Raw genomic sequence first — 20474 nt, forward strand, 5'->3', positions numbered from 1 at the left:
GTGACCTCGCGCAGCGCCTCCCCCGTGGGTGACGCGGGCCGGCGGGCCTCGGCGTGCACCGGTTCCGCGCCGCCGCTCCCCGCGGCGGCGGCGCCCGCTCCGACGAGGCCCGTGACGCCCAGGACCGCGAGCGCGAGCAGGATCCGCCGCCGGTGGCGGAGGCCTCCCCCGTGCGGCCCCGGTGTCCGGCGTTCGCGCGGTCCTCGCGGCCCGTCCGGGGTTCCCCCCGGTTCCGGCGGCCCTCCGACCGCGTCCCCCTCGCTGGACATCTGCCCCACCCCCGGTCCGTCCCGTGGTCCGCCGCCTTCGCGACACACGAAGTCTGCGGCCGCGCACCGGTCGCGGTCGTTGGCGCACGGTGCACACGTCATTGGTTCTCGGCGCACGCGGAGCGGTCCCGCCGTCGGCGAGATCGCGCCGGATCCGGTGCAGCGGGGCCGGATCCCGGGCGGCCTTCGCCGCCTTCCGCTCCGGTGGCCCGTGCGGCACCTGCCGACGCCCGTCCGCCCCGAACGCCCCTTCCGCCTGCCTCCGCCGGGACGATCCGGATCAGGCCGCGCCGCGCGGCGCGGCGTGGACGGCCGCCGATGCCCTCCGCAGGATTGAGGACCCTCCGCATCGGGGGAGGGAAGGCCCGGGGGGGGATCCATGGGACTGACCGTCTACGACACGGCGGACCTGCCGCCCGAGGACCGCTTCGCATGGTGGCGGGAGACCGTCAGCCAGGGGGCCGGGGCCACCCAGGTCACGAGCGAGGACCGGGCCGGCTTCGCCGGGAGCATGGAGGTGCTGTCGCTGGGGGCCGCGCGGATCGCCACCCTCTCCTACACCGGCCTGCGCTCGCGGCGCACGGCCCGTCTGATCCGCCGGGCGGACCCGGAGACGTACGAACTCACGCTCCTGCTCGGCGGGACCATGGGAATGTCCCAGTCCCGGCGGGAAACCCTCCTGCGGCCGGGGGACTTCAGCCTGTGGAGTTCATCGCTCCCCTACGACAGCCAGGCCGGGGGCGGGCCGCACACCGGTCCGGCCCGCGCCCTGGTCCTCCATCTGCCCCGGTCCTTCCTCCCCCTGCCCGAGGCCAGGGTCGACCGGCTCCTCGCGCAGGGTCTGCCCTCCAGGACCGGGGTCGCGGCGGTCTTCGCCCGGCACCTCGCGTCCGTCGTCCTGGAAGCGGAGTCCCTCACCTCCGTGGACGAGGAGCGCCTCGGCCTCATGACGTGGGACCTGGCGACGGCGTTCCTCGCCCACCACGTCGACGCCACGGACCGGCTGCCGCCGCACACCCGGCACCAGTTGCTGGTCAAGCGGCTCGATCTGTTCATCGAGGACCACCTCTCCGACCCCGAGCTCTCGCCGCCGGGGATCGCGGCCCGCCACCACATCTCGGTGCGGCTCCTGCACCGGCTCTTCGCGGACCGGAAGGAGTCGGTATCGCAGACGATCCGCCGACGCCGGCTGGAACGCTGCTCGGCCGACCTGGCGGACCCGCTGCTCGCCGCGCTGCCCGTGCACGAGGTGGGCAGACGCTGGGGCTTCCCCGACGCGGCGGGCTTCAGCCGAGCCTTCCGCGCCGCCTACGGCCTGACCCCGGGCGAGCACCGCCGCACGCACCTGCCCCCGCTCGCCGTGACCGCGGGAACCCGCTGACGGCTGGGTACGCGAACGGCTGGTCTCCGTCGGACACCGCGTCGCGGGTGGAGGCCCAGGTGTGCGCGAGCAACGAGCGGCGCTCGTACCAGCGGCGGACCACCAGCACCGCCTGGAAGGCCAGCACCGCCCCGGCGACGGCGGCGGCCGGCACGGCGGCCGGCCATGCGGCAGCCGCCCGTGACAGCGGAAGGTCTTCCAGCGAGGCGACGAACGGCACCTGGAACAGGCCGATGAGCGCCGCCACGGTACCGCCGGCCAGCAACACGGCGGCCCCGGTCAGCGCCGCGCAGGCTTCCGCCGGCGGCAGGAGCGCGGCCAGCCGGCGGGTGGCCGGCGCCGCGCCCCACGGAAGCACCAGGGTCAGCATGACCAGCGCGAGGACCAGGACCAGGGTCATTCGCCCGCCTCGGACTCCAGGAGCAGGCGCCGCAACGCTTCCTCGTCGTCTCCGGACAGCGAGGACACGAATCGTTTCAGCACCAGGTCACGCTGCGGCCCCCGGTCCAGCTCCCGGCGCATGCGCCCGGCCGCCAGCCCGGCTGCGTCGTCCGCCGCGGCGTAGGAGAAGCCCCTGCCCTCGCGGGTCCGTACGACCGTGCCCTTCTCGTACAGGCGGGTCAGGATCGTCGTCACCGTCGTCCTCGCCAGGTCCCGGCCGAGCGCGGCGTTGATCTGCTGCGGCGTCAAAGAACCCTCGGCCGCCCACAGGACCGCCAGCACGTCCGCGACGAGTTCCCCGTGCGGACGCCTGGCGTCCCCGCCGTCCTCCACCATCCCGCTACCGCCCTGCCGCCGCCCCGGGCCGACGCGCCCGGACATCGATAAATAGGTTTGCCCTATGTAACTGTACGGGGGCATGTCTCCACCCCCGGGCGGCGCCGCCGGAGGTGGCCGGGCGCGGCCGACGTGACCGATTCGCTCCTCTTCATTTCCCGGCGATCTCGCCCTGCGCCCTCTCGATGCCGGTGTGCAGGTCGTCGGCCGCCTGGAGGGACGCACCGGCCGACACGGCCAGGCAGGCCGGCAGAGTGACGGCGGCCAGGCGACGGTGGGCACTACGGGTACGCGTACCGGCGGGCCGGCCGAGCAGGGCCGCGACCCGCAGGGGCACCGGGCCCGTCGTGGCGGCCAGCGCGAACCCGGGCCGGCACCGGGCAGGGGACGTACGGGCGGCCAGAGCGGCGGCGTTCCTCCGCGGACAGGGCGCGCAGCATCCCCGAGGTGACGACGATGCGGCCGAACCGGCCGGCAGCCAGGCGGCCCGCCCCGGCGGGAGGCTCGCGACCAGCACGCGGCACGCCGGGCCCGCCAGGAAGGGCAGCAGGAGCGGCAGCGTCAACAGCCCGATCATCCGGCACCCCCCGCGCCGTCCGCCTCCAGCAGGCCGCGCAGCAGGGCCTCGTCCTCGTCTCTCAGCTGGGAGACGAAACGGCTCAGCACCGTACCGCGGTCCTCGGTCTTGGCCAGTTCGGCGTGCATGCGGCGCGCGGTCAGCCCCGACGCGTCCTCGGTCGGCAGGTAGGCGAACCCGCGGCCGGACCGGGTGCGGGTGACCACGCCCTTCTCGTAGAGGCGGGACAGGATGGTCGTCACCGTCGTACGGGCGTGGGAGGAGCCGAGCGCCTCCTGGACCTGCCCCGGCGTCAGCGGAGCGCCCGCCGCCCACAGCGCCGCCAGGACGCTCGCCCCCAGCTCACCGGCGGGCCGCCGCTCCCCGTTCGCGTCCCCCATGGGAATCTCCTCACCACCACGATCGTCTACAGTGTCGTAGACCGTCTACAGAACTGTAGTCGATGACGCTGTCGCGACCCGGTCCACTCACCCCAGGGGAGCCGCCCACCATGGTCCTATCCGCCCATACGGCAGTGCCACAGGCCGTGAACCTGCTCGACGCCGGGTCCTTGCTGTCCGCGTTCGGCGCACTCGGCATCGCCGTCGTCCTCTTCGCCGAGACCGGTCTCCTGGTCGGCTTCTTCCTGCCCGGCGACTCCCTCCTGTTCACCGCGGGCCTGCTCTGCGTGCCGGGTGGAGACCGCCCCGTCCACCTCTCCCTGCCCCAGGTCCTGGCCTTCGCCGTCGTCGGCGCGCTCCTGGGGGCACAGGTCGGCTACGCGATCGGCCGCCGCGGCGGCCGGGCCCTGCTCGCCAGAAGCCGCGGCCGCAAGCTCCACGAGGGGGCCGAGCGCGCCGAGGAGCTCCTCCAGCGGTACGGCCACGCCAAGGCCATCGTGCTGGCCCGCTTCGTACCGGTCGTGCGCACGGTCCTCAACCCGCTGGCCGGAGCGCTCAACGTGCCCGCCGGTGTCTTCGCCCTCTGGCAGATCGTGGGCGGACTGCTCTGGACCGTCGGTCTCGTCCTCGCCGGGTACGCCCTCGGCTCCTCCGTGCCCGACGTCGACCGCTACCTCCTGCCGATCGTGGCTCTCGTCGTCCTCGTCTCCCTCGCCCCGCTCGCCGTCGAGGTGATCCGTCGGCGCAAGCCCCGCGCCCCCGACGGAAGCGCGCCTTGAGCCTCCCCGGTCGCACGCTGACGGCCGCCGCCGCGCCCCGCACCGCGGGCACGCGGTGGTGGCGGCCCGCCGTGCCGGTGCTGCTGCCGGTGCTGGTGTGCCCGGTGCTGCCGGCGGCCCTCGCCGGAGTCATGGCCTTCAGGACCCACCCGTGGCGCGGGGCGCTGGCGGGGTCCCTGGCGCTGGTGTCCGTACAACTGCCGCGCATCGCCCTGGCGTCGTGGCTCGCCCGGCCCCGGACCGCGCCCGCGCTGTGGGCCGCGGCCGTGGGCGTCAGCCGCGTCCACCTCGGCATGCACTGGCCCACCGACGTCCTGGCGGGATGGCCGCTGGCCGCCGTATGGGCCGGGCTGCTCGGGATGTTCCTGGTTCTCCTCCGGCGCCGGAAGGCCGGCGCCGTCCCATCGAACGAAGGTGAAGACACGTGAGCGCGATCAGTGTGGGACAGGCCGTGGTCCTGGGCGTGGTGGAAGGGGTGACGGAGTTCCTGCCGGTCTCCTCCACCGGCCACCTCAAGATCACCGAAGGGCTGATGGGCATCCCGGTCGGCGACAAGTCCGTCGTCGCCTTCACGGCCGTCATCCAGGTCGGCGCGATCGCGGCGGTCCTCGTCTACTTCTTCAAGGACATCGTGCGCATCGTCTCCGCGTGGGGCCGTGGGCTGGCCAACCGTGAGGAGCGCTACCACCACGACTACAAGTTCGCCTGGTGGGTCATCTACGCCACCATCCCGATCGTGGTCGTGGGGCTCGCGGCGAAGCCGCTGATCGAGGGGCCGCTGGCCTCCCTGTGGGTGGTGGCCGGATCGCTGATCGTCGGCAGCGGCCTGATGTGGGCGGCCGACCAGATGGGCCGCCACAAGCGCGGCGAGGACGACACCTCCCTCAAGGACGCCATGCTGGTCGGCTCCTCGCAGATCCTCGCCCTGCTCTTCCCCGGGTTCTCCCGGTCCGGCGCCACCATGTCCACCGGCCTCATCCTCGACCTGGAGCGGGTCGCCGCGACCCGCCTGTCCTTCTACCTCGGCATCCCCGCCCTGACCGGCGCGGGCCTGTACGAGCTCAAGGACGCCGTCGGCGCCGGCATCGACACCCTCCCGCTGGTCATCGGCACCGCCGTGTCCTTCGCCGTCGCCTACGCCTCCATCTCCTGGCTCCTGAAGTACGTCGCCAAGCACTCCTTCAACGCCTTCGTCATCTACCGGATCGTCATCGGCGTACTCCTCTTCGGCCTGCTGGGCACCGGCATCCTGCACGCCTGACCACCCTGTGCGCCGGCCTCGTCGCCCACCAGGCCCTGACGGCACTCACCCACGTCCTGCCCGGCCTCACCCTCCTCACCTCGGCGCCCGCTCCCCGCCCGGCCAACCTCATCCTGCGCCGGCGGGCCCGGCTCCACGTCGGCTGGTAGCGCCTGCCTGTGGCCGAGTCGGCCCGTCCGACCTGCGAAGATCGCTGGACAGGACGGGCCGGCGGCACCAGGGAACGCGTCCCGTCCCACCGCGGCACGTGTACGGGGAACCGATGGCGTCACGTGTCCATCAGACAGGTCAGACCAGTCAGACCAGTCGGACCAACTGCGTGATTCGGGAGATGCCGGGCTTGATGGGGACGATCGTGGGGGAAGCGCTTCTCGAACGGGAGGAAGCGTTCGGAGCGGCCGCGGGTGCCGGAGCGGCCGCACGGTCCGGCAACGGCCGTTGGCTGGGGCTGGCCGCGGCGACGGGCATGGGCCGTACCGCCCTGCTGGACGAGGTGGTGCGGCGGGAGGCCGCGGACGGCGGCATGCGCGTCCTGTACGCGCGCTGCGCACCGGAGGAATCGGCCTTCCCCTTCGCCCTCGTACGGCAGCTCTTCCCCGAGGCCGGGTACATCCCCTTCGCGGACCCACCGGTCGGCGAGGAACAGCGGACCTTCCACCGGCTCGTGACCGACCTCGCCCGCACCGCCCACCGGCAGCCCGTGCTCCTGGCCGTCGACGACCTGCACGACGCCGACGCGGCATCACGCCGCTGGATCGGCTACCTGGCCCGCCGGCTGGCCACCCTGCCCGTACTGCTGGTCCTCACCGAGTGCCAGGAGAAGGGCGCCACCGCGCTGCCCGGGACGACGGGCACCTCCGTACCGCTCCGCCCGCTCGGCCCGGACGCCGTCACCCGTCTCGTCCGCTCCCTCGGACACGACGCCGACCGGGCCGCACTGTGCGTCCAGGCGTGCGCCGGCAGTCCGGCACTGGTGCGCGCCCTCCTCTCCGACCTCCGCGAAGGGCCGCCGCCCCGCCGTCTGTCCGATCTGGCGGGGAGCCACTATCGCGACTCGATCGCCCACTGGATACGGGGCCGGGCCGACGCCCGGTCGCGCCGCCTGACCCTCACGCTCGCCGTCGCCGCGGACGGCTCCGCGGCGCTGGACGAAGCCCTGCTGCACGAGGCCGCCGGCCTCGGCCCGGAAGGCCGTGCCGCGCTGCCGGACACCTCCCGCCTCGGTCGTCTCCTTTCCCATCCGCTGGGACGCGAAGCCGCCCTCGCGGCAGCCGATCCGGCCGAACTGGACGCACTGCGCCGCCGCGTCGCCCGCTCGCTCGACGAGCGCGGCGCACCCGCGACGGGCGTCGCCGCTCACCTGATCCGTGTCGACCGGCCCGACGAGGAGTGGATGACGCAGTCCCTGGAGGACGCCGCCGAGGAGGCCGTGCGCGGCGGCCGGGCCGACGAGGCCACCGTCCTCCTCCGCCACGCCCTCACCGGCCCGCTCGCTCCCGGCCGCCGGGCCGCACTCGTCCTGCGGCTCGGGGCCCTGGAGCTGCCGCACAGCGCCGACGCCGCGATCCGCAGGCTGCGCGGGGCTCTGGAGCTCGATGCCGGTCACCACGAACGCGCCGCCGTCGCGCCCGCCCTCGGCGCGGCCCTCGTCGCCCGGGGCCGCGCGGACACCGCCCTGCGCATGATGCGCGAGGTGGGCAGCGCCATGGACGACGGCGAACTCGTCCGTGTGCTGCAGTCCACCGCCGCCCTCATCGCCTCCCACGACGCGGCCGCGTGGCGCAATGCCGTCGCCCACATGCGCGACCTGGCGGCGACGGCCCCCGCCACCGTCGAACCGCTCGCCTGCGGACTCGTCACCGAATACGAGGCCGGGAACGGCACGTTGTCGGCGGCCGAGGTCCTCTCGCGGGTGCTGCCCCGGCTGGCGGCACCCGTGGACCCCAGGCTCCGCACCGGCTGGCTGGGATCCGCGGCCACCCTGCTGCAATGGGCCGACCGCCTGGACGAGGCCCGGGCCCTGGCGGAGGAACACCTCCCCGCGCCGCCCGCCCTCCCGGACCTGACCGACGTCGGACGGCAGTGCCTGCTCAGCGTGCGGGCCGAGGCGGCCCTGTGGGTCGGTGACTTCCGCCGGGTCGTATCCGAGAACACTCCGCTCCTCGCCGCGTGCACCGGGCAGGGGGTACGCATGCCCCACCTGGTGTCGATGGTGGCCCTCGCACAGTACGAGCTCGGCCACCGGGACCACGCCTGGCGGCTGCTGGCCACCCTCGACGAGGACGGCGCCGACAGCTCCTGGGAATGGAACGAACTGCGCTACGCCCGGGCCCTTCTGCACACGGCCGAAGGCCGTTGGCAGGCCGCTCTCGACGACTACCTGTCCTGCGGCGCCGGACAGGACGCCCGCGACTTCGTCAGCCCCGTGGCCACCCCCTGGCGGTCCGGCGCGGCCATGGTCCTGGTCAGGCTCGGCGAACCGGCGAGGGCCATGGACCTCGCCGAGGAAGAGCTGCGCCACGCACGGACCTGGGGAACACCCCGCACGGTCGGCCGGGCGCTGCGGGCCCGCGCCGCGGCCGTGGGCGGCCTCCGGGGGCTGAAGACACTCGCCGAGGCCGTGGCCGTGCTGAGGACCGCGGCGGCACCCGTGGAACTCGTCGAAGCCCTGATCGACCTCGGCCGCGCCCGTATCGACGCGGGGAGCGGTCGCAAGGGCCGCGACGACCTGTGCGAGGCCCTTTCCCTGGCACAGCGGCTGCTGGCCCCCGGCCCCGCCGGACGGCCGGAGCCCGCGGCCACCGCCGGCGCGGGGCGGGTCACCGGGCGCCTGGTCCGGGTCGCCGAGGAGGCCCTGCAGGCCGGGGGCATCCGCCGGACCCAGCGGGCCACGGCCGGCAGTGCCGCGCTCACCCGGGCGGAGCGGCGGGTCACCGAACTGGCCGTCCGGGGACGGACGAACGCCGAGATCGGCGCGGAACTCCACCTGGCCCGCCGCACCGTGGAGACCCACCTCACCAACGCCTACCGCAAGCTCGGCGTGGCCCGCCGCACCCAACTCGCGGCCCACCTGGGCCAGGTGGACCCGGCCGGCTTCCCCGCGACCCGGGCCTGACCACGCCTGCCCGACCGGGGCCGCCGCCGCGGCGGTACGTCCGCAGTGTTCGTGGTCTTCCACGATGCCGAGCCGCACACCCACCAGGCATCGTGGGAACCGCGTCGGGCAGGGCCCCCCTCCCAACCCCGCCGCACCGCCCGGATTCCAGGGGGAATCCGGGCGGTTCCCGCCCCGCACCCGCCCGCCCCGATCCGGGACGTGGCCGGGTCAGGGTTCGCGGTCCATGACGCGACGGGCCGCTTCGGCCTCGGCCGCAGGCGGAGAGAGTTCGTCGAGGGTGTCGAGTTCGTCGTCCGACTCCAGCTCCTGCTCCCAAGCGGCCGCGAGTCGCTGCTGCTCCTCGCGCGCCCTGCCGGCGACGTCCTCCCGGCGTTGCGGGTCCAAAGCCGCGAGGAAACGTCCGACCGCGTCCGTCGGCATATCGTGCTCCTTCTCGCCGTGGGGAGGGGCGGCAGCCACTGCGATGCCGCGCCCGGCCCAGGATGGCGAACCCGGCAGACGCCGACGGCCCGACACGGCGCATCGCCACCCGAATGCCTGCCCCGACCCGTCAAGGGCCGGGTGACGCGGACCCGCACCGCGGTGAAGCCGGTCTCCGGGATGGGGCCGGCGGGCGCGGGCTTCGTACTGCCGGCCCCGGCCCGGAACCGAGCCCCGGCCCGCGAGGGCCGCTCCATCAAGCTCCACACCCTGTCACGCCCCGGCGGGGCGGGGTCCTGCACCCCGCCCCCACCGCACGGGTCAGCGGACGACGTCGAAGACGCTCTTCTGCAGGCCGTTCGCGTACGCCTCGTGCTCGACGAGCTTCAGCTTCTGGGTGTCCTTGTCCGTGACGCTGAACAGACGCTTGCCCGCGCCGAGCAGGAGCGGGAAGACGAGCAGGTGGTAGCGGTCGATCAGGCCGGCGTCCGAGAGGCTCTGGTTCAGGGAGGCGCTGCCGTGGAGGATGATCGGGCCGCCATCGCTCCGCTTCAGCGCGGCGACGTCGTCGAGGGAGCGCAGGATCGTGGTCTCGCCCCAGTTCGAGACCAGGTCGTCCTCGGTGAGGCTGGTGGAGACGACGTACTTCGGCATCACCTTGTAGTCGGCGAAGTCCTCCATGTCGGGCCACACCGCGCTGAACGCCTCGTAGCTGGTCCGGCCCAACAGCATCGCGGAGGCTTCCTTCTGCTCCCGGCCCTTGATGTCGAACGCCTCGGGGAGGAAGTCGATGTCCTTGAAGGTCCACCCGGAGTTCCGGTAACCGGGCTCTCCGCCCGGGCCCTCCACGACGCCGTCGAGGGAGATGAAGGCAGTGCTGATCAGGGTACGCATCGTGGTTCCTCGGTGTCTCGTGTCCGGTCCTCGGCCGATTCGGCCGGTGCGCGAACGGCCCACGCTCGCGGCTGCCACACACCAACCGTGATCTATGACTGTGGATCACGGAGGAACTCATCGGCCGTCTCCGAAATATCCCAGACGCGGTGTCTGAGGGTCTGGGGGTTCAGCCGAGGGTGACGACCATCTTGCCGAGGGCCTCTCCCGCCTCCATGGCCCGGTGGGCTTCGACGATCTCGTCGAACCGGAAGACCCGGGTGGGGCGGGCCCGGAGGGCACCGGCCTCGACCTTGGCGTAGATCTCGTCCAACGGTACGTCGGTGAGCGGGAACGCGGGGGTACCCAGAACGAACGCGCTGCCGAAGAAGCTGAGCCGGACTCCGCTGGGGAGGTCCGCGATCGGGTCGAAGTCCCGTACCGGCTCGAATCCGCCCAGGAAGCCGAGCTGGCACACCCGGCCGCGCGGCCGGACCAGGGCCAGCGAGTCGCGCAGGACGGCGTTGCCGACGACGTCGAACACCGCGTCGACGCCGACCCCCCGCTCCGCGACCTGGGCGGCGAGCGCGCCGTCGTCGATGAGCACGTCGGCGGCCCCGAGCTCCTTCAGCAGCGGCGCTCGCCGCGGGTCCCGGGTCGTGGCGAGGACGATCGCACCGTGGTCGACCGCCAGGTTGACGGCGGCCTGGCCGAGCGAGGAGGTCGCCCCCCTCACCACGACGGTCTCACCCGGCCGGAGGTCCAGATTGCCGAACAGGCCGCTCCACGCCGTCGCGTACACCTCGGGAACCGCCGCCAGGCCGGCCCAGTCCAGCGACGAGCTCACGGCCACCACGTTGGCCGTCGGCACGGTCACCAGCTCCGCGTAACTTCCGTTGCGGGTCCGCCCCATGCCGCCGAGGATCGCCACCACCCTTGTCCCTACCGGAAGTTCCCCGGACGGGTCGGCCTCCACCACCCCGGCGCACTCGATCCCGGGGACGGCGGCGACCTCTCCCCAGGCGCCGCCGCGCATGTACGCCTCGGCGTGGTTGAGCCCGAACGCCTTGACCCGGATCAGCACTTCGCCGTCGGCGGGCACCGGGTCGGGCAGTTCGGTGAGGGTGAGAACCTCGGGACCGCCGTGGGCGGAGATGACGATGGCCTTCATGTCCCGGCTCCATTCTTGAGCACTCATTCAACTATTGGTGCGGAGAAAAGGGCCACCGCGTACGGTGGCCCGTGCGCCTCGCCGTCAGACGAGGGCGGCGAAGGCGTTGTCGACGATCGCGCGCAGGAGCGTCCCGTCGGGATTCGCCTTCCCGACGACCATCAGCCCCTGGCAGGTGGCGACCAGCAGCTTGGCGCTGCCGGCGCAGTTCAGTGAGCCGCGGACCTGACCCTCGCGCGCCGCGTTCTCCAGCGCGTGGGTCATGCACCGTTCGAGCCTGGCCAGGTGACCGCGCACGACGGCCGCCGCTTCGTCGTCCTCGGCGGCGTTCTCGATCGCCGTGTTGACGAGCAGGCAGCCCTGCCGGCCCTCGGGGCTGAGCAGGTCGCGCACCAGCCCGTCGAAGTAACCGCGGATCTCGGCCACCGAGGCCCCCGAGGCCTCCAGTTCGCCCAGCTTCTCGGGGACGACCAGCCTCGAGTAACGCTCCAGCGACTTCAGGAACAGTGCCCGCTTCCCTCCCGGGAAGGCTCCGTAGAGGCTGCCCGGCTTGACTCCCGTCGCCTTCACCAGCTCCTCGACGGACACCGCCCGGTACCCGCGCTCCCAGAACCGCAGCATGGCCACGTTCAGGACGGCATCGGGCTCGAACTCTCGAGGTCTGGGCATGAGGAAAAAATACATGAGCGACCATTCAAAAACAACGGCCGGCGGGGTCCGGTGAGCTCAGCACGTCTTCCGGTACGGAACGTCGGGGATGTGGGCCTTCCATTGCTCTTCGGTGAGACCGCCCGACCTGGCACAGAGGTCCTGGATCAGTCGTGCGGGGGCGATGGTGTGGGTGTAGAACCTGCCGTGCTTGTCCATGCTGGTCAGTGAAGAGCCGTCAGGGGCAAACGCGAGCGCGACGATCTCGTCCACCAGTCCCATGAGCGGGACGCCGAGCTGGGCTTGGGTGCGGCTGTCCCACAGCTTGATCTGGTACCCGGGCTCGGACTCGTGCACCGTGGCGAAGAGCCGGCCGTCGGGCGAGGCAGCGGCACCCTTGTCCTGCGCGAGGGTGAGCGGGGACACAGGGCCGGTACGCAGATCCTCTCCCACCGGCTGGAGCGTGCGGGCATCCCAGAGCCGTACGTAGGGCCGGTCGCCGCGGGGGTGGGTGTAGAGCTTCGTGCCGTCGTCGCTGATGGAGTCCACGTCCATGTTCGGAGCGCCCTTGGTGAGGACCTCCCCCGACGGGAACGCGACCCTGCCGAAGTGGGGGGCGGCTATCACGGACTTGCCGTCGGGGTCGAAGAGGACGGTCGCTTCGCCGCGCGGGGCGCCGAGGCCGGCACGCACCTCGCGGATGAGGTGCATGGTGGTCAGGTCCCAGAACGAGAGGATGTTGGTCTCGTCCTTCAGGACGACCTGCACGGCGAGTACGGTGCCGTCCGGTGAGAACGCGAATCCGATCGTGGCCCTGTCGGTCCGGTCCGGCTCGATGACGGGCATGCTGCCGAGCATCGAGGCCTTCCCCTTCGTCGTGTCCCAGACCTCGGCCTTGGTGTCACGAAGGACGGCGAGCCGCTGCCCGTCACGGCTGAGCTGGACGTACTGCGGGCTGCCGCTCGAGCCCGACGTCACGGTGGAGCGCTTGGTCCGCGACAGGGGCGACCAGATCTCGACTCCGGAACCGTCGATGACCGCGAGAGTGCGCCGGTCGGAGCTCACCGCCCCTCCCTGGTAGTACTGCCCCGTTCCCTCGGGAGGCTGGACGAAGGCCCTGACGTCGAGCGACCGGACGATGCCGTCGGTTCCCACGCACCGCAGCGTGGAGCCGTCGGGAGTGAAGCGCAGCGCGGTCGTGGGATAGCACTCGCTCAGGGTGGTCTCGTAGCGCAGGATCGGGGTCTGCGTGTACGAGTTCTCCCAGACGACCGCGTTCTGAACGAGGTACCGGCCGTCGTGGCTGAAGTGGACCGGGTAGTCCGAGTTCTCGTCGGCGCCTTTGAGCTCGATGCCGGTGCGTCCCTTGACGCGGCCGAACACCCGGATCTTGCCTCCCTTGACCTTCAGAGCGGCGGACTTCCCGTCCGGGCTGAACACCACCGGCCCCTGGGTGTCGCCGGCCTTGATGTCGACCTCGGGGAGGGGCAATTCCTTCATGGTGCTCGGGTCGTACCAGGTGAACGGAAGGCCCTTGTCCCCGCCGGGCAGGGAGAGCACCGCCTCGTCCGGTGAGAAGGAGGAACCGCCCAGGAGGGAGACCGGTCCGGTGGCGCTCGTCGAGTACTTCTTGTCCCCGGTGCGGGTGTCCCAGGCTGTCAGGGTGGACTTCAGGCTCTCGTCCAGGGAATCGACCATGAGGTAGGTGCCCCGCGGGCTGATCGCCGTAGTCGGCCAGTAGCCGCCGGCCTGCTTGGCCGTGGGATAGGCGTGGGCGTCGCGGGGGCGGCCGGTGGCGGCGTCGACCAGGCGGGTGTACCCGTCGTCGGTGCTCACGGCCGCCGTCCTGCCGTCGTCGGACAGGTCGACCGCGTGGACCCTGGCCGGCGCCGTGTAGGAACCGTTCCTCACTCGGGTCTGGACGTTCCAGAACTCGACGCTGGTGTCCGAGGCCGACACCAGGGTCTGCCCGTTACCGTCCAGGTCCGAGGCCGTCGCCACGAAGCCCGGGAGCCGGAGCGCGTCGTCCTCCCCTTGGTTGCGCAGGGCGAACAGCGCCGACCAGGACTCGGGGGTGTCGGCGAGGCCTGCCGCGGCGACCGCCATCCGCCGGGCCAGCTCGGGATCGGTCCGGCGTAGGGACTGGGCGGCGCCCGCCACCTGGGCGGAGGTGGCGCGGTCGCGCTGGCCGACGACGGTCTGGCGCTCGGCGATGACGGACTGCCGCTGGTCGAACGCGACGACGCCGGCGCCGACCGTGATGACCAGCAGGACGGCCAGGACAGCACTGAGCAGCACGCGCTGCCGGCCACGGCGCCGGGCAAGCCCGGACCCGGCGTCCAGGAACTCGCGTTCGATGCGGTTGAGCGTGAGCAGGCGGCGGCCGGTCGCCGCCCAGTCCCGGGCGTGCTCCAGAGAGGTGCCCTGCAGCAGGTCGCCGTTCTTGCGGCCGTGCTCGTCCCAGACCCGGGACGCGCCGGACAGCCGCTGGTGGACGGCCAGACCGGGGCGTTCGGCCTCCACCCAGTCGCGCAGCCGGGGCCAGGCCCGGATCAGGGCGGCGCTCGGCAGCGTGGCGGCCCCGTCCTCCCAGACCAGCAGCCCGGCTTCGGTGAAGGAGTCCAGGACCTGCTCCAGTACCTCCTCCGGGGTCTGACCGTCGGAGAAGTCGCCCCGGCGCGCCGAGCGGAGCGTGTCCTCGGCCCGTTCACCGGCGGCGACCAGGCGCAGCAGCACGCGGGAGACGGCCTCCTGCGCGCCGGTGCCCAGGGCTTCGAACACCGCCTCCGCCACCTCCGCACGGGAGGGGTCGGCAGGGTCGAGCGGGTTTCCGGAGACGACCCCCTCCACGACGGCGGCGAGATCCGCGCGGCCGACGAGGGACAGCAGCAACTGCTCCGAAGTCGGCCTGCCCGAAGGCTCTTTGGACAGCGCCGCCGACACCAGCGAACGGAGCGGTTCCTCCAGCCCCGAGGCGTCGGGGTCGTGCGTGGCGACCTGGTACGCCAGCACGGCCGCGTTCTCGCCGTCGAAGGCGTGGCGGCCGCTCGCGGCGAAGAGGACGACGGCGCCCCAGCCCCACACGTCGACCTTGCCGTCACCGTGCTCGCCCCGGTAGCGCTCGGGCGGCATGTAGCGGAGGGTGCCCATGGGCAGGCCGGCGGTGGCGGTCCCCTCGACGATCCGGGCGATGCCGAAATCGATCACGCGCGGTCCGTCGGGGCCGAGGAGGATGTTCTCGGGCTTGAGGTCCCGGTGCACCACTCCGGCCCGGTGGATGGCCACCAGCGCCGTGGCCACGCCGATCGCCAGGCGGCGCAGCTCCTCCGGGCCGTAGGGTTCGCCGGCGGTGACCGTACGCCGCAGGTCCGAGCCGGCCACGTACTCGCTGACGACGAACGGGACGGGCCCGTCGAGGTCGTCGTGGAGCATCCGGGTCGTACAGAAGGGCGCCACCCGACGCCAGGCCTGGACCTCCTTGCGGAGCATGTCCCGGTCCCTGTCGCTCACCCGGTGCAGCGCCTTGACGGCCACCCGCTCGCCGTCCGGGCCGTAGCCCTCGTACACCACGCCCTGACCGCCCGCGCCGAGGCGGCCGTCGAGGTAGTAGGCGCCCAACTGCCGAGGGTCGCTGGGAAGTAGCGGTGCTGACAAGAGGGAGCCTCCCGGATCGCCGAACGTACCTCGTGGTCCATCAGGCGGATAAGACGCCGTTGCGCGCAAGGTGGTTCGCCGGACCGGGAACACGGACGGCCGCCCACAGGCGGGCAAAGCTTGATTCACACCGGCGGCGGAGTGGACACGTGTGCGGTAATTTAGGTTAGCCTTCCCTTATGCAGCTCATACATCTGGCCGCCTCGGCCGGCTACACCACGCCTCCGACCTGGCGCGTCCTCACCAAGGCCGGCTACTTCATCGGCCTGTCCGGGGCCATCGGCGCCACGGTCACCTACGCCGCGTCCGTACGCCCCGCGCTGCGCGCACCGGAGAGCCATCGCGGTGACGTGGACGTCATGAGACGAAGAACGGCGGGCTACCTGGCCTGGGCCGGGGTCGTCCTGCTCGTCGCCGGCTACTTCCAGCTGGCCGCCCGCCTGGCCCGGGCCGGAAAGGGCATGCCGTTCGGCGACGCGCTCTCGCCCGCACGGATCTGGGACTTCCTCGTCGCACCGGCGGGCAAGGGGGCCTGGATCGCCCAGGGCACGATCTACCTGGTCCAGAACGTCGTGCTGGTCCTCGCCTCCGCCGCGCTGATCGCCCTGTTCCTGCCGCGGACACGGCGGCACCTGAACACCCTCGCGCTGACGGCCCTGCCCCTGAGCCTCGCCGTGACGCTCGTCGCGGCGGTACCCGCCACCACGCCGAAGAACGCGGACAAGGTCCTGGACCTCGTCTTCAGCCAGCTCCACATCGTCAGCGGAGTGGTCTGGGTCGGCGGTCTGGCCTTCCTCGCCGCACTCGCCGCCTCCCGCCGCCTGCTCGGTGAGGGTGCGGGCCTGCTGTGGGCGGACATCTGGCGCCGCTTCTCCCTCGTCGCCCTCGTCTGCGTCGGCACGGTGCTCACCTCCGGTCTGTGGCTGAGCTGGAAGCACGTCGGCGCCATCAGCCAGCTGTGGACGACCACCTACGGGCTCCTGGTGCTCGTCAAGATCCTCCTCGTCCTCGGCATGGTGGTGGCCGGAGGCGTCAACCAGTTCTGGCTGATGCCCCGCATCGTCAAGGCCCGCGAGGACGACGACACCTCCTCGCTCCTGCACCTGACCCTGCGCCACTTCCCGAAGGTCGTCTGGGGCGAGGTCGCCCTCGGGATCGCCGTCCTGGCCGTGGTCCCCTTCCTCGGCGGCTCCGCCCGCTCCGAGGCCGGAAGCCCGGCGGCCGTCTCGAACGGCAGCATCTTCGCGGCGGGCGCCTTCCTCGTCCTGACCCTCGTGGCGTCCCTGTACATCACCGTCCGGACGTCCGACGCGCTGGCCCGCCGGACGCCTTCGGTCACGGCCTGACCCGGCGAACGCCCGGTCGTGGGCAGCCGGTCGGGTACGGACTCCACCGGACCCCCGAGCGCGCCGCCCACCTGATGCGCGACCGGCGCGGGGGCGTACGCCCCCGGGCCGCCCCTGCCGCGCCACCTAGACGAATCGACCGGCCGCCAGTACGACAGAGGCCAGTTCGGGGTGGCATATGTCGCTGTGTGCCCCGCTCGGCGGCCCCCCGCGGAAGACCACGGACGCGGCGTCCACGTTGGCGTAGCCCTTCGGGGGGAACGCGAACCCGTCCATCGCGGCAACGGCTCCGATCGGCGTGGTGGACACTCCGTCGATCCCCTGGATTCCGTCATGGCCCAGCGCACCCCATCGGGATACGAGCTCCACTCCCGAGGCGTCGTCGCCCTTCAGGCGGGAGGCCATCGGGTAGAACGTCCCCACCGCGTCGTCGTGCTTCGAGAAGCACGCGACGATGGGGCCGGAGACCTTGTCCTGGGCGCCGCTCAACGCGCCGCTGTTCGCCGGGTCGTGCGGAAGCCTCTCGGCGAACGCGAAGTGCGAGAACGCCGCTTGCAGGAGCGTCACCGATGTCACGCAGGAGTCGTGGTCAGGCAGGTCCTTGAGCGCGAACGACACGAGCCGCCCGCCGAAACTGTGTCCCACCAGGTGAACTCGCAGGTCGGGAAAGCCGCTCTGGATCTGGGCGAGTACCGGACCCAGCCCCTGGCGGCCGACCAGGCCGGAGCGTCGCTTCATCTCGTAGTAGGTGGTCTGGCGCAACATCTCCCGGGCGCCGTTCCACAGTCCGCGCAACCCGTCGAAGGAAGCCGCGTCGTCGTCGGCGGGGAACTCCGCCCCCGCCCTCGTCAGAGCGGAGCGGAAGTCGTCGAAGACCCGATCTGGAGCGTCCATCAGCATCTCCAGGTGATGGCCTGCCTCCCCACCTGTGTCCAGGCCTTCCCCTCCGTCCTCGACCAGCGACTTCGCCAGCTCGAAGAACTCGTCGAGTCGGGCGCTCTCCGCCGGCCGCTCCTCGAGGAGTCCGGCCAGCTTCTCGATCGTGTCCGTGCGGCCGGGGAAAGCCATGGCGAGTGCGGCCTGCGTCTCCTGCCCGAGTCCTTGTGGCAGCGTTCGCGTCACCCCTGCCTCTTCGAAAGAGGCGGCATCGTCCAGGTCGGGTGGAGACGCTCCGTCCGGTTCCCCGGTGAAGTCGGGGATGGGCTCGTCCGTCCAGCGCATCGACGGCCAGATGACACCCGCGTAGCCGACCTTGCCTGTGTAGCCGCGTTTCTCCAGGAGTGAGGGAAACGGCGAGAAGAAACGGTCGTAGAGGTCGCTGGCCATGCTCGGGCTGTTGTTCCAGCCGTGCGAGAAGATGACGAGATCTGTGATCGCTTCATTTTTGATGCCCTTCAGAAAGGCATCGAGTTGAGTGGTTTCCGGGTCGCCTTCACTGTCGAAAGTGAACTCCCAACGGGGAATCGCATCGTTATTGGGCATGTCAGTCTCACTCCCGACTGGTCAGATGGATTGCAAGGCACGCATGAGATCGAGCAGCCCCGCGCCTTCGAAATACCGCGATCGCCCCAGCGGTGTCGCGGATTCCATGAAGATCTTCTTCACCCGGTCGGGATCTCCGATGAACTCGCGTTGCGATGAGAGGAACGCCGCGATGGCTCCGGAAACATGCGGGGCCGCCATGCTCGTCCCGGTCCCCTCGGTATAGGCATGGCAACAGTCGGACAAGCCTGCGGGCCGGTTCTTGCCCGTAGCACACGACACGATGCGCTCACCGGGAGCCACCAGGTCCGGCTTGTAGCGACCGTCCCCGGTAGGCCCCTTGGAGGAAAAATAGGAGATTCCGTAACTGTGCGGCATGGTGCGGTGCGTCGAGCCGACGGTAATGGCGCGTTCGGTATTGCCGGGGTCGTTGATCGTCGCCTGAAGGACCGTGTGGGTGGTCTCCTCGTCGGCGCGTGTCAGGATTCCGTAGCCCGAATTCCCTGCGGCGACGACGACCACCACGCCCGAGCGGACGAGCATGTCCACCGCCTGGCAGAGCGGACTGTAGCCGGCCCCGTACCACCTCGCCGGGAAGTCGTGTCCGATGCTGATGTTCACACCGTGGATCCGGAACCCGGCCCCTGTGCCATTCCTGTCGCGCACCCATTGGATGGCCTCTAGCAACCGACCATCACGCACCTCTTCATCCGCCCCTGATTCGATCACCTTCAGGCTGACCAGTTTGGCGGCAGGCGCCATTCCCCTGAGACCGGAGGAATCGATGCCGTTCTGCTCGACCATCCGACCTCGCTCACCGGACGCATCGGTGGCCTCTCGGAACACGCGCGCGGAATGCTTTCCGCGGTCCGCAAAGGCAGCCGGCAGGCCGCCCGCGATGATGCCCGCGACGTGCGTGCCGTGGCCCTTCTCATCCGTCAAGGGACTTTGTCCGCCGGTGAAGTCATGATGCAGATCCTCGATCTTGCCGCCTTCGGCATCCTCGCCACCCAGGGTCTCTGCGTGGAGGCCCGGGTGGGCCTGAAAGTGGGCATGCTCTTTCGAGATTCCAGAGTCGATCACCGCCCAGACGATCTTCTCACCGCAGCTGTCGAAGGCGCGCCGCGCCGTGTCCGCCTTGACGGTGTGGGCCGACTCGTTGATCAGCGGGTGCACGGGAAAGTCCGGCCAGACCCTGTGCAGCGCGGTGCTCGCTCCGGTGTCCGGACTCTGATCATCCGTCACGAGTTCCTTGACCTTGTCGAAGGAAAGTTCGCCGGTGGCGAAGTCTTCGCTGACGCGCTTGAGGGCGCCTCCGCCGATCTGCCGCCAAACCTCTTGAAGACGTTCCCAAGCGCCGTTGGTGCCTCCTGACTCGAATCCCCGATTGAGCTCCAACAGGAGCGGAATCGGGGCTTCAGGCCCCGGCTCACGGGCCATACGCAGCCGCGTCTCATCTTCGAGCAGCGGCAGGGCGATCACGCCGGAATGGAGCAGCGGCTCAGGGGAGACCGTCACCGGACGTGGCGCCTGGACGCCACCCTCAGCCTCCGCGGCCTTGGCGATGACCGCCTCGGCGATGTGCCGGGGAACCTCGGCGTAGGAGTCGAACTCCATCGAGTAGCCGGCCGGCCCCGAGGTCTTGCCGCGGAGGTCTCCGACGTAGCCGAACATCTCCGACAGCGGCACGAGGCCCCTCACGACGCGCACGCCAGGACGCTCCTCCATGGACTGGATCTGGCCACGGCGGGAGTTGATGTCGCCGATGACGTCGTTCATGTACTCCGCGGGCGTGGTGACCTCTACGGCCATCACCGGCTCCAGGAGCACCGGCGAAGCCTTGCGCGCGGCCTCCTTGAAGGCCTGTGAACCGGCGTTCTTGAACGCGGGCCCGGAGGAGCCGCCCTCGTGGAAATCAGCGTCACGAAGGATGACCCGGACACCCGTGACCTCGTAGCCGGCCAGGATGCCGGACCTCATGGATTCCCGGACACCCGCCTCCACCGCTTCGGTGTATTCCCTCGGGATGCGGCCGTCGGCGACCTCGTTCACGAACTCGTACGGGACGGTGCCGCCCTCGATCGGCTCGATCGTGATCTGCACCCGGGCGAACCGACCGGTACCACCGGTCTGCTGCGTCTTGTCGGTGTACTCCTGGCCCTCCACGGGCTTGCAGATCGTCTCGCGGTACGCGACCTGCGGCTCGCCGATGTCGGCCTCGACCTTGAACTCGCGCTTCATGCGGTCGACCAGCACCTCGAGGTGCAGCTCGCCCGTACCCCCGAGAACGGTCCGGCCGCTCTCTTCGTCCAAGTGGGCGCGGAAGGAGGGGTCCTCC

At 71.6% G+C, this 20474-nt stretch carries 17 protein-coding genes and 2 pseudogenes; 6 read left to right on the forward strand and 13 right to left on the reverse strand.

Going from position 1 to position 20474, the window contains the following annotated elements:
• Positions 1-269: pseudogene (locus ACFV0Q_RS21095) on the reverse strand (hypothetical protein); the annotation flags it as partial.
• Positions 270-648: 379 nt separating this feature from the next.
• On the opposite strand from ACFV0Q_RS21095, the gene ACFV0Q_RS21100 reads away from it, so the two are divergent.
• Positions 649-1650 carry a helix-turn-helix domain-containing protein gene (locus ACFV0Q_RS21100; protein ID WP_385007520.1) on the forward strand — a complete coding sequence of 334 codons (1002 nt, stop codon included), beginning with the start codon at positions 649-651 and terminating at the stop codon, positions 1648-1650.
• On the opposite strand, the gene ACFV0Q_RS21105 is transcribed toward ACFV0Q_RS21100, so the two are convergent.
• The 4 genes from ACFV0Q_RS21105 to ACFV0Q_RS21120 all read right to left on the reverse strand — a co-directional run bounded on the left by ACFV0Q_RS21105 (position 1556) and on the right by ACFV0Q_RS21120 (position 3384).
• Complete coding sequence (locus ACFV0Q_RS21105; RefSeq protein WP_385007522.1) at positions 1556-2050, reverse strand: hypothetical protein; 495 nt, start codon at positions 2048-2050, stop codon at positions 1556-1558. The two genes, ACFV0Q_RS21100 and ACFV0Q_RS21105, sit on opposite strands and share 95 nt — an antisense overlap.
• Positions 2047-2427: a BlaI/MecI/CopY family transcriptional regulator gene (locus ACFV0Q_RS21110; protein WP_385007550.1), complete on the reverse strand. Its 381-nt coding sequence runs from the start codon at positions 2425-2427 to the stop codon at positions 2047-2049. The genes ACFV0Q_RS21105 and ACFV0Q_RS21110 overlap by 4 nt, the downstream gene beginning before the upstream one ends.
• Before the next feature lie 151 nt (positions 2428-2578).
• Positions 2579-2992, reverse strand: coding sequence for a hypothetical protein (locus ACFV0Q_RS21115; RefSeq protein WP_385007524.1), 414 nt, complete (start codon positions 2990-2992; stop codon positions 2579-2581).
• Positions 2993-3000: 8 nt separating this feature from the next.
• Positions 3001-3384 carry a BlaI/MecI/CopY family transcriptional regulator gene (locus ACFV0Q_RS21120; RefSeq protein WP_385007526.1) on the reverse strand — a complete coding sequence of 128 codons (384 nt, stop codon included), beginning with the start codon at positions 3382-3384 and terminating at the stop codon, positions 3001-3003.
• A 110-nt stretch (positions 3385-3494) separates the two neighbouring features.
• On the opposite strand from ACFV0Q_RS21120, the gene ACFV0Q_RS21125 reads away from it, so the two are divergent.
• From ACFV0Q_RS21125 to ACFV0Q_RS21140, 4 genes are all read left to right on the forward strand, one after another.
• The gene (locus tag ACFV0Q_RS21125) at positions 3495-4163 is read left to right on the forward strand and encodes a DedA family protein (protein ID WP_385007528.1); all 669 of its coding nucleotides are present in this window, start codon (positions 3495-3497) and stop codon (positions 4161-4163) included.
• Positions 4160-4591, forward strand: a complete 432-nt coding sequence (locus ACFV0Q_RS21130) for a phosphatase PAP2 family protein (protein ID WP_385007530.1) — start codon at positions 4160-4162, stop codon at positions 4589-4591. The genes ACFV0Q_RS21125 and ACFV0Q_RS21130 overlap by 4 nt, the downstream gene beginning before the upstream one ends.
• Positions 4588-5424: an undecaprenyl-diphosphate phosphatase gene (locus ACFV0Q_RS21135; RefSeq protein ID WP_385007532.1), complete on the forward strand. Its 837-nt coding sequence runs from the start codon at positions 4588-4590 to the stop codon at positions 5422-5424. Before ACFV0Q_RS21130 ends, ACFV0Q_RS21135 begins: the two co-directional genes overlap by 4 nt.
• Before the next feature lie 355 nt (positions 5425-5779).
• On the forward strand, positions 5780-8539 hold the full coding sequence (locus tag ACFV0Q_RS21140; RefSeq protein ID WP_385007534.1) for a LuxR C-terminal-related transcriptional regulator: 2760 nt from the start codon (positions 5780-5782) through the stop codon (positions 8537-8539).
• Positions 8540-8749: 210 nt separating this feature from the next.
• Here ACFV0Q_RS21140 and ACFV0Q_RS21145 read toward each other — a convergent pair whose 3' ends face one another.
• From ACFV0Q_RS21145 to ACFV0Q_RS21165, 5 genes are all read right to left on the reverse strand, one after another.
• A complete protein-coding gene (locus tag ACFV0Q_RS21145) occupies positions 8750-8962 on the reverse strand; it encodes a hypothetical protein (RefSeq protein ID WP_385007536.1) in 213 nt (70 codons plus the stop codon).
• A gap of 321 nt (positions 8963-9283) precedes the next feature.
• Positions 9284-9856, reverse strand: a complete 573-nt coding sequence (locus ACFV0Q_RS21150) for a dihydrofolate reductase family protein (protein ID WP_385007538.1) — start codon at positions 9854-9856, stop codon at positions 9284-9286.
• A gap of 169 nt (positions 9857-10025) precedes the next feature.
• The gene (locus ACFV0Q_RS21155; protein ID WP_385007540.1) at positions 10026-11006 is read right to left on the reverse strand and encodes a zinc-binding dehydrogenase; all 981 of its coding nucleotides are present in this window, start codon (positions 11004-11006) and stop codon (positions 10026-10028) included.
• An 84-nt stretch (positions 11007-11090) separates the two neighbouring features.
• A complete protein-coding gene (locus ACFV0Q_RS21160; protein ID WP_385007542.1) occupies positions 11091-11675 on the reverse strand; it encodes a TetR/AcrR family transcriptional regulator in 585 nt (194 codons plus the stop codon).
• 57 nt (positions 11676-11732) lie between these two features.
• On the reverse strand, positions 11733-15272 hold the full coding sequence (locus tag ACFV0Q_RS21165; RefSeq protein WP_385007544.1) for a protein kinase: 3540 nt from the start codon (positions 15270-15272) through the stop codon (positions 11733-11735).
• Between the two features lie 215 nt (positions 15273-15487).
• Between ACFV0Q_RS21165 and ACFV0Q_RS21170 the strand changes: the two genes are divergently transcribed.
• Positions 15488-16654, forward strand: coding sequence for a CopD family protein (locus ACFV0Q_RS21170; protein ID WP_385007546.1), 1167 nt, complete (start codon positions 15488-15490; stop codon positions 16652-16654).
• A gap of 126 nt (positions 16655-16780) precedes the next feature.
• Here ACFV0Q_RS21170 and ACFV0Q_RS21175 read toward each other — a convergent pair whose 3' ends face one another.
• The 3 genes and pseudogenes from ACFV0Q_RS21175 to fusA form a co-directional block, all read right to left on the reverse strand.
• On the reverse strand, positions 16781-18136 hold the full coding sequence (locus tag ACFV0Q_RS21175; RefSeq protein WP_385007548.1) for a serine-threonine protein kinase: 1356 nt from the start codon (positions 18134-18136) through the stop codon (positions 16781-16783).
• Positions 18137-18157: 21 nt separating this feature from the next.
• Positions 18158-19576 (reverse strand): S8 family peptidase, encoded by a 1419-nt coding sequence (locus tag ACFV0Q_RS21180; RefSeq protein ID WP_385007552.1) that lies wholly within the window; start codon positions 19574-19576, stop codon positions 18158-18160.
• Positions 19577-19690: 114 nt separating this feature from the next.
• A pseudogene (gene fusA / locus ACFV0Q_RS21185) lies at positions 19691-20474 on the reverse strand (elongation factor G); the annotation flags it as partial.

The sequence above is a fragment of the Streptomyces sp. NPDC059564 genome, from assembly GCF_042735575.1.
GTDB lineage: Bacteria > Actinomycetota > Actinomycetes > Streptomycetales > Streptomycetaceae > Streptomyces.